12 protein-coding genes are annotated in these 14,737 nt (G+C 34.7%); 10 read left to right on the forward strand and 2 right to left on the reverse strand.

Features of this window, described 5'->3' with window-relative positions:
• Positions 1-150 precede the first annotated feature (150 nt).
• The 8 genes from FA046_RS04485 (at position 151) to FA046_RS04520 (ending at position 6,308) form a co-directional block, all read left to right on the forward strand.
• Positions 151-972: a maleylpyruvate isomerase N-terminal domain-containing protein gene (locus FA046_RS04485; protein ID WP_136825147.1), complete on the forward strand. Its 822-nt coding sequence runs from the start codon at positions 151-153 to the stop codon at positions 970-972.
• A gap of 4 nt (positions 973-976) precedes the next feature.
• Positions 977-1,513 carry a YfiT family bacillithiol transferase gene (locus FA046_RS04490; protein WP_136825148.1) on the forward strand — a complete coding sequence of 179 codons (537 nt, stop codon included), beginning with the start codon at positions 977-979 and terminating at the stop codon, positions 1,511-1,513.
• A 54-nt stretch (positions 1,514-1,567) separates the two neighbouring features.
• Positions 1,568-1,807, forward strand: a complete 240-nt coding sequence (locus FA046_RS04495; RefSeq protein WP_136825149.1) for a hypothetical protein — start codon at positions 1,568-1,570, stop codon at positions 1,805-1,807.
• Between the two features lie 88 nt (positions 1,808-1,895).
• On the forward strand, positions 1,896-2,225 hold the full coding sequence (locus FA046_RS04500; RefSeq protein WP_136825150.1) for an ArsR/SmtB family transcription factor: 330 nt from the start codon (positions 1,896-1,898) through the stop codon (positions 2,223-2,225).
• Positions 2,226-2,253: 28 nt separating this feature from the next.
• Positions 2,254-2,817 (forward strand): DUF6428 family protein, encoded by a 564-nt coding sequence (locus FA046_RS04505; protein WP_136825151.1) that lies wholly within the window; start codon positions 2,254-2,256, stop codon positions 2,815-2,817.
• Positions 2,818-2,836: 19 nt separating this feature from the next.
• Entirely contained in the window at positions 2,837-3,247 is a 411-nt protein-coding gene (locus FA046_RS04510) for an arsenate reductase ArsC (protein WP_136825152.1), read from the forward strand.
• Entirely contained in the window at positions 3,247-4,323 is a 1,077-nt protein-coding gene (gene arsB, locus FA046_RS04515) for an ACR3 family arsenite efflux transporter (protein WP_136825153.1), read from the forward strand. Before FA046_RS04510 ends, arsB begins: the two co-directional genes overlap by 1 nt.
• Positions 4,324-4,709: 386 nt before the next feature.
• Positions 4,710-6,308 carry a peptide chain release factor 3 gene (locus tag FA046_RS04520; RefSeq protein WP_136825154.1) on the forward strand — a complete coding sequence of 533 codons (1,599 nt, stop codon included), beginning with the start codon at positions 4,710-4,712 and terminating at the stop codon, positions 6,306-6,308.
• A gap of 643 nt (positions 6,309-6,951) precedes the next feature.
• On the opposite strand, the gene FA046_RS04525 is transcribed toward FA046_RS04520, so the two are convergent.
• Positions 6,952-7,872 carry a hypothetical protein gene (locus FA046_RS04525; RefSeq protein WP_136825155.1) on the reverse strand — a complete coding sequence of 307 codons (921 nt, stop codon included), beginning with the start codon at positions 7,870-7,872 and terminating at the stop codon, positions 6,952-6,954.
• A gap of 569 nt (positions 7,873-8,441) precedes the next feature.
• Here FA046_RS04525 and htpG point away from each other — a divergent pair.
• Together htpG and FA046_RS04535 are read left to right on the forward strand one after the other, a co-directional pair.
• The gene (htpG, locus tag FA046_RS04530) at positions 8,442-10,325 is read left to right on the forward strand and encodes a molecular chaperone HtpG (protein ID WP_136825156.1); all 1,884 of its coding nucleotides are present in this window, start codon (positions 8,442-8,444) and stop codon (positions 10,323-10,325) included.
• A 159-nt stretch (positions 10,326-10,484) separates the two neighbouring features.
• A complete protein-coding gene (locus FA046_RS04535) occupies positions 10,485-11,327 on the forward strand; it encodes a hypothetical protein (RefSeq protein ID WP_136825157.1) in 843 nt (280 codons plus the stop codon).
• 161 nt (positions 11,328-11,488) lie between these two features.
• On the opposite strand, the gene FA046_RS04540 is transcribed toward FA046_RS04535, so the two are convergent.
• The gene (locus FA046_RS04540) at positions 11,489-14,662 is read right to left on the reverse strand and encodes an ATP-dependent DNA helicase (RefSeq protein WP_136825158.1); all 3,174 of its coding nucleotides are present in this window, start codon (positions 14,660-14,662) and stop codon (positions 11,489-11,491) included.
• Positions 14,663-14,737 lie beyond the last annotated feature (75 nt).

The raw sequence follows: 14,737 nt of genomic DNA on the forward strand, positions 1-14,737 counted from the left end.
AAATAGCTTTTGTCTTTTAATTTATGTAGTTAAAAGATCGAAAATGGATATCAATAAAATGATAACAGCTGTATTTTTGAAAATTTAATGTATTTTTAATCTTCTATAAAGCTAAATTCTATAAATGGAAAGACGCAATTTATATTCCCTATGATTGATGTATTAACTATATTTCCAGCATTAAATAGCGAATTAATTATACTTCTTAAAAGTTTAAAACCCGCAGATTGGGAGAGGAAAACTGTATGCTCAAGTTGGACAATAAGGGATATTGCTATTCATTTATTGGATACTAATTTGAGAAGATTATCTATTGGAAGAGATGGTCACTCGGCTTCCAATAATCAAGAATTTAATAATTACGATGAACTTGTGAATTACCTCAACCAGCAAAATGCCGATTGGGTGAAAGCGTTGCAAAGGGTAAGTCCTGTTATTTTAATTGAAATGATAGCACAATATCAGAATCAATTATTAGAATATTTTAATGAGCTTGATCCTTTTGATACGGCTTTATTCTCTGTAAGATGGGCAGGGAAAGAGCATTCTGAAAACTGGTTTGATATTGCCCGTGAATACACCGAAAGATGGTTACACCAACAACAAATAAGATTTGCCCTTAATGATCAAAAATTGCTAAGCCCCCAATTTTATCATCCTTTTTTAACAACCGCTATGCAAGCCTTACCTTATACTTATGTAAATGTGAAAGCACCAATTGGTACGGTGGTAAAAGTAGAAATTGTAGGCGAGGCAGGTGGATCATGGTCGATTATTAAAGACAAAAACTTTTGGAGCTTTGTAGATGATGAGGTAGGAAATGCCAGTGCCTTAATATTCATTGACCAACAAATAGCTTGGTTATTATTTTCTAAAGGGATAAACCCAATGGATGCAGCACAATATTACCAATTACATGGAGATACAGAATTAGCAAGCCATGCTTTAAAAATGCTTGCTGTAATGGCTTAAAAATATGAATAACGACCTTGAAAAATTGAAGTACCCCATTGGGAAGTGCCTTCCTCTAAATCATTATACTGATGAAGAAAATAAGCGCTTTATCAGCACCATCAAGCTTTTTCCAAGCTTATTAAAAGAAGAAGTGCTCGCTTTAAGCCCGGCAGATTTAGAGAAACCGTATCGCCCTGGGGGGTGGACGGTAAAGCAGGTTATTCATCATTTGGCAGATAGCCACATGAATGCAATTTTAAGATTTAAGCTGACTTTAACCGAAGAGAACCCTACTATAAAACCCTATAATGAAGCTGCTTTTGCCAAGCTAAAAGATTATGAATTGCCAGTAGAAGCTAGTCTGAGAATTTTAGATGGAATCCATCTGCATTGGGTATTTATCTTAGAAGCCTTGCAGCCAAAAGATTTTGAACGCACCTATTTTCATCCACAACATCAATTAAGTTTTAACCTTTACCAGGCTTTAGCAACTTATGATTGGCATTGTAAACATCATTTTGCGCACATTCAATTAGTAAGCAAAAATAAATTCCTGTAGGTGTTTTTTGGCAAGGTATTGGCTTTTATATCTCTAAATATAAAACTCATCAATATGGAAAATACAAAAAATTCAAAAGTGGCTATGGCCATTATAGCTGGCTTAGCTGTTGGTGCAGCAACTTGGTATTTTATGAATAGTAAAAATGGGAGGCAACATTGGGAAACCTTATTAGATGCTGCTAATGATATTACCGATAAATTTAAAAAAGCTTCTTTAGAATCATCAAAAAGTATATCAAATCATGTTTCTAATGTATCATCTCTTTTAAAAGATGGCATTAAAATAAGTTAATATTCCAAAAATACGGGAGCAGTTCATTGTAAAATTTTATGATGAACTTTTTTATTTCATCTATTAATCGTAATATTGCAATATAATTATGGGATTAACTAAAACAGAAATATTTACTGATGAGCAAAATCAATTAGCTACACTAATGAAAGCGTTGGCTCATCCTGCTCGTGTGGCTATTTTACAAAGAATAATGGTAGCCAATACCTGTATTTGTGGCGATTTAGTTGGCGAATTAGGTTTGGCACAAGCCACCATTTCGCAACATTTAAAAGAGTTGAAAACGGCCGGTTTAATTCAAGGAACCATTGAAGGCGTAAGTGTTTGCTATTGCATTCATCCACAAAACTGGAAATTATTAGAACAACATATTGGCACTTTTTTAAAAGCTTATAAAGGACCGGCAACTTGTTGTTAAACCAAGTAGAAATTTAAATTTTAATAAGATGAATAACGTAAACAGTATGAATTGGGCAGCATTTAAGGATGCTTTATTAGCAAATCCAGATTTAGATTTACAGTTTCAATACGCAAATAACCAATGGGTTGATGCTTCATATCACATTACCGAGATTAAGCAAGCGCCTATTGTTTCGGTTGATTGTGGTGGAGTAATGAACAGCTGGACAGAAGTAATCCTTCAGCTTTGGGAACCTACAAACCAAAAGCAAATGCGTTCTATGAAAGTGAAAAAAGCATTGGATATTATTAATCTGGTAGAAAAATCATTGCCTTTAAATCCTTTGGCCATTGTTAAAATTGAGTTTGGAAATTCTGAATTTGATACCCGCCAAATGTTTCCAAACGAGTTGATTTCAGATGGAGAAAATTTTGTGGTTGACCTTCGTCCTGATGCTACACAATGTAAAGAAATCAATCGTGGAGGAAGTTGTGGCACTACCGCTTCTGGCGAAGAATGTTGTGCGCCTGCATCGGCTGAAAAGCCAAAAATAGAAATGAAAAACTTGGCGACAGCTAACAGTTGTACACCAGGTTCTGGATGTTGTTAATCAATCAAATAAAAATAGAATGAACATTTTAGTGCTTTGTACAGGCAATAGTTGCCGCAGTCAATTAGCCGAAGGTTATTTAAAGTATTTTGCTGGCGATAAAGCAAATATTTACAGTGCCGGAATAGAAACTCATGGGGTAAACCCAAGAGCAATTGCCACCATGTTAGAAGATGGAATTGACATTTCAAACCATACTTCTAACAATGTAGATGAATACGCTGATATAGACTTTGATTATGTAATCACAGTTTGTGATAACGCTAAAGAAGCTTGTCCGGTTTTCCCTAGTAAAGCCAAAACATTCCATTACAACTTCCCCGATCCTGCTAAAGCACAAGGAACAGAAGAAGAAATTATGGCTCAGTTTAGGGCCGTAAGAGAAATGATTAAAACTTACACCAAAGATTTTGTAGAAAAAAACTTGTAATGTCAGCAAACCATTGCGCACCAGTTGCCGAAAGAAAAAAATTAGGTTTTTTAGATCGTTACCTTACCTTATGGATATTTTTAGCCATGGCTATTGGTGTGGCTGTGGGTTATTTTATTCCATCATCATCCACTTTTATCAACTCGTTTTCTAGCGGCACTACCAATATTCCTTTAGCTGTGGGTTTAATTTTAATGATGTATCCGCCATTGGCAAAAGTGAAATATGAAAACATGGGCGAAGTATTTAAAAACACAAAAGTGTTAAGCGCTTCGCTCATTTTAAACTGGATTATCGGTCCAATTTTAATGTTCATTTTAGCCATTACCTTTTTAAGAGATTATCCAGAATACATGGTTGGCCTTATTTTAATTGGTTTAGCCAGATGCATTGCTATGGTAGTAGTTTGGAATGATTTAGCCGAAGGAAACCGAGAATATGCCGCTGGCTTAATAGCTTTAAACAGCATTTTTCAAGTGTTATTGTACAGCGTTTATGCTTATGTATTTATCACCGTTTTACCTCCAATTTTTGGTTTAGAAGGGTTAACAGTAAATATTGGTATTGGGCAAATTGCCGAAAGTGTTTTTATCTATTTAGGCATCCCATTTTTAATGGGAATCATTAGTCGTTATAGCTTAATAAAGTTAAAAGGAGAAGAATGGTTTCAAACCAAATTTGTCCCAATTATTTCGCCAATTACCTTAGTAGCTCTATTGTTCACCATCTTAATTATGTTTAGCCTTAAAGGCGAATTAATTGTTCAAATCCCTATGGATGTGATCAGAATTGCCATTCCATTAGTTATTTACTTTGCCATTATGTTTGTGGCCAGTTTCTTTATTGGTAAATCTTTTGGTGCCGATTATTCCAAATCAACCGCTATTGCTTTTACCGCAACGGGCAATAATTTTGAGTTAGCCATTGCCGTAGCCATTGGTGTTTTTGGCATTAATTCTGGCGAAGCTTTTGCGGGTGTAATAGGTCCTTTGGTAGAAGTTCCGGCTTTAATTGCTTTAGTAAATTTGGCGTTTTGGTTTAGAAAAAAATATTATACCTCAGTTTCCGAAGCTTAAATTCTTCGCTTTTTGTGTAAGCTCAAATCTTTAGAGGAAGAGAAACCATAATTTTATTTTTAGAAAAGCAATTACAGTATTTCATTTGTTTCGATTGTAATAACGCAGGATCCTCTGCGAGAGATCCTGCTTGGACAGAAACAATTTATTTACCCTACAATAGAATTTAAAAAGCACTGCCTTTTGCGTTAAGGATTGAAGCGGCATCTTTTTTATTTGTGAGCTGGGGCTGGGGAGTTGCGAAACAAATAAAAAAATACAGCGGAAAGCCTGTTCAAACGCCCAAAAACTTTTCAAAATCTTCTATATTTAATAGAAACCTATTTATTCCGTTAAAACATCCTATTTTTGCCGATTGATTATCCAATCATTATTATTTATTGAATATGCTGCAAAATGAAATTGCCAAAAGAAGAACTTTTGGTATTATCAGTCACCCCGATGCCGGAAAAACAACTTTAACAGAAAAATTGCTGCTCTTTGGTGGGGCCATTCAAAAAGCGGGAACTGTTAAAAGAAACAAGGCAGAGAAAACTGCCACTTCGGATTTTATGGAGATTGAGAAGCAGAGGGGGATTTCTGTGGCGACTTCTGTAATGGGTTTTACTTATAAAGAGCATAAAGTAAATATATTAGATACACCTGGCCACAAAGATTTTGCTGAAGATACTTACCGTACTTTAACCGCTGTAGATTCGGTAATATTGGTGGTTGATTGTGTGAAAGGGGTAGAAGAGCAAACCAAAAAGCTGATGCAGGTTTGTAGAATGCGCCATACTCCGGTGATTATTTTTATCAATAAAATGGACCGTGAGGGGAAAGATCCTTTTGATTTATTAGAGGAATTAGAAAAAGAACTGAACATTTACACTCGCCCTTTAACCTGGCCAATTGGCATTGGAACTACTTTTAGAGGTGTTTACCATTTAAGTAACCATACCCTAAATTTATTTAGTGCAAATAAGCAAAACATTGCTGATGATTACTTAGAAATTGACTCTATTAATAGTGAGGTTTTAGACCAAACGGTGGGCAAATTACAGGCTGCAAAATTGAGAGATGATGTGGAGTTAATTGAAACCGTAAGTGAACCTTTTGATGTTTCGTTATATAAAGCAGGCTATTTAGCGCCAGTGTTTTTTGGAAGTGCCATTAACAATTTTGGTGTGCAAGAATTGCTAGATACTTTTGTTGAAATTGCCCCTGAACCACAACCTAGGGAAACTAGCGAACGTATAATTGAGCCTGCAGAAAATAAATTTTCGGGCTTTATATTTAAAATTCACGCCAATTTAGACCCTAATCACAGAGATAGAATTGCTTTTTGCAGAATTTGCTCGGGTAAGTTTCAAAGAAATACTTTTTACTACCATACTAGAATTAATAAAAAACTAAAATTTGCATCGCCAACCAGTTTTATGGCTGATACCAAAAGTTTGGTGGAAGAGGCTTATCCTGGGGATGTAATTGGTTTATATGATGCCGGAAACTTTAAAATTGGAGATACTTTAACTGAAGGGGAAGAGTTGCATTTTATTGGCATCCCAAGTTTTTCGCCAGAAATTTTTAAGGAATTAGAGAATCGAGATCCGTTAAAAACGAAGCAATTAGAAAAAGGAATTAGTCAGTTAAGTGATGAAGGTGTTGCGCAATTATTCACTCAAAACCCTGGTAACCGTAAAATTATTGGTACCGTGGGTGAGCTGCAATTTGAAGTGATTCAGTTTAGGTTACTGAATGAATATGGCGCTTCAGCAGCTTTTAGACCTATTAATGTAACCAGAGCAAAATGGATTTCTTGTGAGGATGAAGAGATTTACAACAGATTTATTAGAACTCAAGCGAGTAAAATTGCTTATGATAAAGACCAAAAGCCGGTGTTTTTAGCGGCTTCTGAATGGGATTTAAATTATTATGCTAAACAGTTTCCTGAAGTTGAATTTCATGATACTTCTGAATGGGATTTGCTAACTAAAAAGAGTTAAATTTTTTTAGTTAATTTTTTCAAAGTTTAAAGCAGTATTTCTGATGAAATGCTGCTTTTTTGGTCTCACAAGGCTTTCCTACCCTAGCCGGGTAATGGCTTGTCACTTTTTCCTTGATAAAAAAGTAACCAAAAAATCAAGACTTCAGAATCTTTGTTCGAAAAACCTCATTTGGCTTTGAAACACAATTTTGAGCCGTGGGAATGGTTCTGCATCAACAAAGTTCCTACAACACTCTTTAAAATTGTTTCCCATCAGTGGGTCATCAAAGTTTCTGCAAAAGCCAAATGGATTTTTCTTCCAAATCTTCAGAGGTCATCCCTAAAATGAGGCTCTGCGTAATCGATTTGTATAATGGATTTGTGTGCCGATACTTCAAAGCGAAAATTTAATTTGAAAACCGAGTCTCAATATAGTTTCAGAGGTAGTGAGAAGAGCCATTCATAACCGTCATATTCCGCCTTGGCGATTGCGGGTAGAACGGAAGAAATATTTGCAGAAACTTTCATAGCAATCGGCGTAGCGGTGGCTTTTTGGTTACTTTTCAGCTAAAGGAAAAGTAACTTGCCTCCGAGGCTAGGAGCGGATGAAGTACAAATGAAGAACTAAATTTCATTTGAAAACCAAATGAAAAACCCAACCCTTACTTCTTCCCAATTAAATTCAACACTACTAAAGTACTATGTGTAAAATCTAAAGTATTCCCGGGTTTTATAGTGGTTAATTTGGAAACGTAAACATCTAAAATTCCCTGTAAAACTTTTTTTCGGTTTTCTTTATAATCTTCATCGGCATTAAATTTATAAACAAAAAGGTTTCCATTTTGGTCTACAACTGCCGAAATAGTGTAAGCGAAATCTTTGTAAGCAGGCGAAATAATAACTTTATATTGAGGGTATAAATAATTGTAAGAAGCAGTTCTATTTAATAATTTATCTACTGTTGATATTTTTTCAACAGTAATCATTTTACTATTTGAGGTGAAAACTACAGGGTTTCTGGCTGCAAAAAAGTAAGCGCTATCTAGAGGATTTTTATTTGCTATTTCTGCATGGTTTTTCACAAACAAGCTATCCTGTTTTCTTGGTTTTTGTAAGTCCTCAGCGGTAGTTTTTAATTTATTTGTGATATAGTCTTCAGCATAAAATGTCATGTAAACATTAGACCTAATATCTGTGGCAACTTCTTTTCCGTTTACTTGCAAACGTTGAAAAACCAAACTGTCTTTACTCAAATGTTTAACTCTAAACCATTCTTTTGCAAAATTATAAACGGCATCATGGCTGTGAGTCACCACAAAATCAATCATTTTTTTACGGGTTGGGCTATAAGTTTTTACAGTAGTGTCCGACTGAAATTCTACAATCCATTCGGGTTCTTGCTGAAAACCTTGTTCATCAAAAGCAATTCCGTTATTAAATGCTCTGCGTATTTCTATAAATCTAATTCCTTTTATACTTTCAAAAGAGAACTCAGTTTTAGCCGCATTTTGTTTAGAGCTGTTGCTATTACAACCGCAAAACACAAATAAAAGAAGTATGGAAAGTGTTCTAATCAACATCATGGTTATTAATGCGAAAATAACAGAAATGTTGTTAGCATGATGTAAAAATATGAAGTCACATTTGTAGCATAGATTTGCTCGTCGGCATGAACGGAGTGCTGAGGACATTACTTTTAGAAAAGTTTCTACAAAAGATTTATTGGCCTTCCTTTCCAAATCTTCAAAGGACGACCTTAGATTGTGGATCTGCATATCCGATCTGTATGGTGGCTTTGCAAAGCGAGAATCTCAATAGAAAATTTAAATTTCAAATAAGTTTCAGAAGCGGCCAAACGAACCGTTCATAACCGTCTTATTCCGCATTGGCATTTGCGGTTGTGATGAAGAAATATTTGCAGAAACTTTATAGCAAATGGCGTAGCGGTTGCATTTTGTTACTTTTTTGCTAAAGAAAAAGTAATAGGCTTCCGCGGCTATGAGCAGACAGAGCATGAATTGAAAGCTAAATTTCAATTGAAAAACAATCATCAATAAAAAAACCAAAACTGTCATCTTGGCACATCAACACCCTTTGGAACAACCCTTGTGTAATGGCTTTTGTAAATTAAAAAATAACAGATAAACATATCATGAAGGAAAAAGGAACGATTTCAATACACACGGAGAATATTTTCCCGATCATTAAAAAGTTTTTATACTCTGATAACGAGATATTTTTGAGAGAATTGGTGTCTAACGCTGCCGATGCTACTCAAAAAATTAAACGCTTAGCTTCTTTAGGTCAGTACAATGGCGAACTAGGCGAATTAAAAGTGGAAGTTGCTTTTGATGAAGAAGCAAAAACCATTACCATTTCTGACAACGGTTTAGGAATGACCGACGAAGAAATAAAAAAATACATTAACCAAATTGCTTTCTCGGGTGCTACAGAATTTGTCGAAAAATTTAAAGATGCCAAAGACGCAAACGAAATCATCGGAAAGTTTGGTTTAGGTTTCTACTCGGCATTTATGGTGTCTGATTTGGTAGAAATTAATACGCTTTCTTACCAAGATGGCGCAAAATCTGCAGCTTGGGTTTGTGATGGTAGTACCGAATATGAGATTAAAGAAGGCACTCGCACCACTCGTGGTACCGATATTATTTTACACGTTAATAAAGAATCTGAAGAGTTCTTAAACAAACAAAAACTACAAACCATTCTTGATAAATACTTCAAGTTTTTACCGGTGACTTTGGTTTTTGGAACCGAAACAGATAGCATAGAAGACGGTGAAGATGCAGAAGGAAAAAAACAGTATAAATCTGTTGAAGTTCCTAATGTGATCAACTCTGCAAAGCCAATTTGGACTCAGGCTCCAGCCGATTTAAAAGACGAAGATTACTTACAATTCTATAAAGAGTTATACCCTTTCTCTGAAGATCCTTTGTTTTGGATTCACCTAAACGTAGATTATCCTTTCAACTTAACCGGAGTTTTATACTTCCCTAAGCTGAAAAAAGATGTAGAAATTCAACGTAATAAAATCAAGTTATTTAGCCGTCAGGTTTTTATTACTGATGAGGTTAAAGACATTGTTCCAGAATTTTTGATGCTATTGCATGGTGTGATAGATTCTCCAGATATTCCGCTTAACGTATCTAGAAGTTTTTTACAGGCAGATAGTAACGTAAAGAAAATCAATAGTTACATCACTAAAAAAGTAGCCGAAAAACTAAGCGAACTTTTCAAAAAAGACCGTGAAGCTTATGAAGCAAAATGGAGTGACATTGGCATTTTTGTGAAATACGGAATGATTAGCGAAGAGAAATTTTATGATAAAGCCAAAGACTTTACGCTATTAACCAACACAGATAATAAGCATTATACTTTAGATGAATATCACAATAAAGTGAAAGACATCCAAACTGATAAAGACGGAAATGTGGTTTATTTATACACTGTAGATCCTGCTAAACAAGATGCTTTTATCCAGTCGGCAATTAAAAAAAGTTACGATGTTTTATTGATGGACACTCCAATTGACGCACATTTTGTGAGCCACATGGAACATAAATTAGACAAAACTCAACTAAAGCGTGTAGATGCTAACACCATTGATAAGCTGATTGATAAAGATGAAAAATTAGAGCATGTTTTAAGCGAAGACGAAACTAAAAAAGTAACAGAAATCTTTGAAAAAGCAATTAACAAAGCGGTTTACAAAGTAGAAATTGAGGCTTTAAGTCCTGATGAAATGCCAGTTACTGTAACTATGGACGAGTTTATGCGCCGTATGAAAGATATGGCAGCAATGGGCGGTGGAATGAGTTTCTACGGCAGCATGCCAGATAGTTATAAAGTTGCCATCAACGGGAACCACAAATTGGTAAACAAAATTTTAGCTACTACAGATGCTGAAGAGCAATCTCAATTGGCTAAACAAGCTTTTGATTTAGCTTTACTATCTCAAGGTTTATTAACCGGAGCAGATTTAACCGCTTTTGTAAATAGAAGTGTGGCGTTGATTTAATTTTTGTAGGGATAACCCTCGGGTTATCTTCTAATATTTTTGTCGGATAATCCTAGGATTATCCCTACATAAAATCCCTTTCGAATTTATTTTCGGGAGGGATTTTATGTTTTGTGAATAATTTAAAATATTTTGGAGCTTCATTTTTTTAAATACCTAATGAAAAAATATATAGCGCTATTAATCATCACTTTGATATTTTATTCTTGTTCGAATAAAGAAAGTGTAGATCCCAAAAAGGAGATTCAAATAGGTTTTTTTCTTGCTGATAAACCTTTGGTGAGCAAATCTGATACATTAAAATTAGGTCTTCGATACACTAAAAATTATTCTAGCAATGATGAAGTTTTTCTAACTGTAAACGGATTAAAAATTTCACCGTCCTCAAATCGTTACGATTCTCCAAACCAGTATGATTATTTATTTAAAGTGTCTCCAAAAAATCAGGTTGGCGTTTTAAACATCAAATTAACAATAAAAAACAATCAAGATTCTTTTGATACAGACGCCGCCTTAAGAGTTGTTGAGAATAGGAGTTTAGAAACTTTATGGGATAAATTAGATTTTTCTTACATCTCAAATACTTATCCTTATGTAGTTGTTGATTATAACACAAATTATCTCAATCTTATTTTATATAATGCTACAAACCCTAATAATGTGATAATAGGTTCATTTTTGGATGGGAAATTAAAGAATACAATTCCATATACAAAAAACATTTTGATAGATGGAATTTATGGAAGATATGAACTGAAATATGATGATTCAAAAAATCTTAAAGAAATTTATGTTTTAAATGGGGAGCCTCAGCTTTTTCAAAACCTAACTTATGAAAGCGTAGTGAATGATGTAAACCAATTTTATGGACCTTCTAAAAGTGCTGGTTTTGACCAAACAGGAAAAAGAGTTACTCAATTTCAAACCCAGAGATTTATCATTGTCGTAGGTGAAACAGGATCCCAAGGCTCTCCTTTATTTACTAGAATTACATTGAAATAAATTTATTTCAATGTAATCTTCGTGTGTCAGCAGGATCTCTAAAAGGAAACCTTCAGTATCTTGATCTTTGTGTTATTCCCTTTTTTGTAAAGTTATTTTTCTGTCCAAGCAGGGTCTCTCACAGAGGACTCTGCGTTTTTTTTGTCAATTAATTTTATCTCTTAATTATCTAAATCCCCATCCTTCATTTCACCCATTATCCCATCCGCACTAGCGAAATTACTTTTCACAAAACCACACCAATGGCAATCGGCTTTACCGCAACCTTGGGTAAATTCCATATTTTTAATTTTGGCATACGTTTCTTTAATCTGAGTTTTTACAATGCTGTAAGCTTCGGGAGTGATGATAATTGGATGTTTTTTATATTCGTTTTTAACGGGTTCAATAAAATCAAATTCAGTACTAATTACTTCCCAATCTTTACGGGCATCGCTATCTACTAAAATTTTGTAGAAAACGGCTTGTCGCCAATAATCTCCACCTAAAGGGTTTCTATCATCTGGGGCACCAAACTTAGATTTAGCGTTATCATAACTCCCTGTTTTGTAATCCACTACATTGGTTTGTCGGCCTTTAAATTCTAGCTTATCAATTATCCCTTTTATAGGCACTCCATCCATTTCTACGTTTTTAATGGCATATTCTGTAGCGGTGATCTTCTCCCAGGAATTAATGTATTTGTTATAATATTCTGGGAGTATCTTATCGCCATAGTCAGATCTTCTTTTAAACTGCTCATCAGTAAAAGCTTCGCGGTTACGCTGCATGTACCATTTAAAATCTGATAAAAACTGAGGTAAGCCATGAAACTGTTGATTATTATCTGCCAAAGAGCGAAACAATTTATTTAAAGCCCAATGCACCGCCGAACCAAAAGTTAAAGTATCGCTTTTACCGCTCGGCACCTGAATTAAATTTTGGAAATAAAACTTTAATGGGCAATCTAAATAATTATTTAAGTGTGTTACGCTAAGGGCATAACTCTCCAATAAATGCTTTACATAATCATAATCTATTAAGCCTAAATTTGGCTTCTCATCAGAAGTAAATTGCAAGATAAAGAAATCCGTTAATTGTTCTTCAGCAACAGCTGTTTTAGCAATTTGTAAATCGGTGGCCGCTAAAATCTCGCCTATAAAAACGGTAGGTTCTAATAGCTTGCCTTTGGTATCCATCTCTGGAAAAGAAATACGAAGATGTTTTTTTGCTCTGGTTAAAGCCACATAAAACAAGCGACGAAGTTCTTCTATATCACTTGAGCCACTTTGCGCTGAGAAAACGGTATCGGGTAATTTAAACTGACCGCTGGTATTTTTGCGTTTCTTTTCCCAAACATTGGTAGTAGCCCCAATAAAAAATACGTATTCAAATTCTAAACCCTTTGAACCATGGCAGGTTAAGAAATTTACGCCTTTCTCGTTAAAAATATTTTGATGCAGGTCTAAAGAAAGATCATTGCTTTCTAATAAATCTATAAGGGTGACAAACTCTTTAAGGTGAATATCTGGCTGTTTCCGACTCTCGTCTTTTAGAAAATTAAATACAGAAGAAAGCACCTGCATTAACCAAGTTTTTTCGGGCGATTTTAATACGTAAGCTAAAATCCCACCTCGTACCATAATTTTTTCAAACAGGCCCTGTAAGGTAAGATTGCGAACTTCTTTTATCCAAAATTCCAAATCGTCACTTAAACGTTTAATTTGTTGGGTACTTTCCGAATCAAATAAAGATTGTTGAGGCTTGGCCGCAATTTCATGTATTTTTCTTCTTAGCGATGTTTTTTCGTTTCTGCTGCTTCGGTTAAAAGCATTAACTTCTACACTTATTTTAGCCACGTCCATAGGCGCAATCTGATAAAAATCATAATGCATAATTTGGAAAAGCAACTCATCTCCGCTATAAGAAAATTCACTTTCAAAAGCCAAATAGCGTAAAATATTGATGATTTTTTTACCAAAAGGTTCTTTTAAAATATTGACTCTTCTTTTGGTATTTACCGGAATTCCTTTGACTTTAAAATACCTTGCTAACTCTTCGCCGGCTTTGTGTTCTTTATAAATAATGGCAATTTCTTCGGCAGGTACGCCATCTTTTACCAAATTTTCTATTTCATTGGTGATGGCTGCAAACTCATGAAACTGGGTCTCGTAAGCGTTTATTTCGGGAGCTATTTTTAACTCGGCTAAAGCCAAATTCTTAGCCAACAAATGTTTATTTAAACCAGGAAGTTGAATGCGTTCGGTATTATTCTCTATTAAAACTCTTGAAATATCTAAAATAGGTTGCGTAGAACGATAATTATCAGTCAGCATAATGCGATATAAATCTTCAGCATAACGTAGGTTATAGGCTTCTATATTTTGAATATTTGCGCCTTGAAACCTAAAAATAGATTGATCATCATCTCCTACTACAAAAATATTGGGTTGGTCCCAATAGCTGATCAAAAAGTTAATTAATTGGTTTTGCGAACCACTGGTATCTTGATATTCATCAACCAAAATGTATTGAAAACGCTCTTGGTAGTTGAGCAAAAACTGATCGTCTTTTTTAAAGGCTTCTAACACCCAAATAATCATATCATCAAAATCATAACGACTGGCATCCCGCATCATTTGCTGATATTTTGGAAATTCGGCTACAGCGGCTTTTAGCTTTTGCATGTTTTCTTGCAAATCAGCAAAGCCTGTTTTAAAATCTCCGGGGTTTTTGTCTTTATATTTTTTAGCGTATTTGTAGGTTGCGTAATAAGGAGAATCGGGCTCAGAAAACTCTATCAATTGCAAAAATTCATCAATTTTTGTAGTGATAAAATCTGCCGACCAATCTTCTTTTTTCATCACCGAAAAAAGATTTTGCAAACGACCAACTTCATAATAAACATCACCTCTAAAACGCTTTAGCGGATGATCTTTATCAAAACTATCCACCAGTTTTCTGAAGAGTTCCATGCGCTCTAAATCAGAAATGGCATCTAACTCTAGCTTACCAAAATAATCCAGATTTTCTTGAATGATATCATTACAAAAAGCATGAAAAGTATAAATATTTACACGGTAAGCTTCGGGCCCAATAAAGTCAAACAAACGCTTACGCATGGCTACAGCGCCAGCATCAGTATAAGTTAAGCAAAGAATATTATGGGGTAGGGTATCTGTTTTTAACAAGATATTTCCTATTCTAGCGGCTAAAATTTGCGTTTTTCCTGTTCCCGGTCCGGCAATTACTAAAACTGGTCCTTCGGTTTGGTTAACTGCTTTAAGTTGGTTAGGATTTAATCTTTCTAAGGCGGCTAAAAAGTTTTGATTGTACTTGGCTAGATGATTTTGCATAGCCATAAATATAGGGAATGCGGGTTGTAATTATAGCAATGTCTTTGTAGAATAAAAGGATGGTAGTAATTATAA

It is taken from the genome of Pedobacter cryophilus (assembly GCF_005116455.1).
Classification (GTDB): Bacteria; Bacteroidota; Bacteroidia; order Sphingobacteriales; family Sphingobacteriaceae; genus Pseudopedobacter; species Pseudopedobacter cryophilum.

Bases quoted from the DNA above. Each gene is read 5' to 3' on its own strand.
- FA046_RS04485 (WP_136825147.1), top strand. From the start codon at position 151: ATGATTGATGTATTAACTATATTTCCAGCATTAAATAGCGAATTAATT.
- FA046_RS04490 (WP_136825148.1), top strand. From the start codon at position 977: ATGAATAACGACCTTGAAAAATTGAAGTACCCCATTGGGAAGTGCCTT.
- FA046_RS04495 (WP_136825149.1), top strand. From the start codon at position 1,568: ATGGAAAATACAAAAAATTCAAAAGTGGCTATGGCCATTATAGCTGGC.
- FA046_RS04500 (WP_136825150.1), top strand. From the start codon at position 1,896: ATGGGATTAACTAAAACAGAAATATTTACTGATGAGCAAAATCAATTA.
- FA046_RS04505 (WP_136825151.1), top strand. From the start codon at position 2,254: ATGAATAACGTAAACAGTATGAATTGGGCAGCATTTAAGGATGCTTTA.
- FA046_RS04510 (WP_136825152.1), top strand. From the start codon at position 2,837: ATGAACATTTTAGTGCTTTGTACAGGCAATAGTTGCCGCAGTCAATTA.
- arsB (WP_136825153.1), top strand. From the start codon at position 3,247: ATGTCAGCAAACCATTGCGCACCAGTTGCCGAAAGAAAAAAATTAGGT.
- FA046_RS04520 (WP_136825154.1), top strand. From the start codon at position 4,710: ATGCTGCAAAATGAAATTGCCAAAAGAAGAACTTTTGGTATTATCAGT.
- FA046_RS04525 (WP_136825155.1), bottom strand. From the start codon at position 7,872: ATGATGTTGATTAGAACACTTTCCATACTTCTTTTATTTGTGTTTTGC.
- htpG (WP_136825156.1), top strand. From the start codon at position 8,442: ATGAAGGAAAAAGGAACGATTTCAATACACACGGAGAATATTTTCCCG.
- FA046_RS04535 (WP_136825157.1), top strand. From the start codon at position 10,485: ATGAAAAAATATATAGCGCTATTAATCATCACTTTGATATTTTATTCT.
- FA046_RS04540 (WP_136825158.1), bottom strand. From the start codon at position 14,662: ATGCAAAATCATCTAGCCAAGTACAATCAAAACTTTTTAGCCGCCTTA.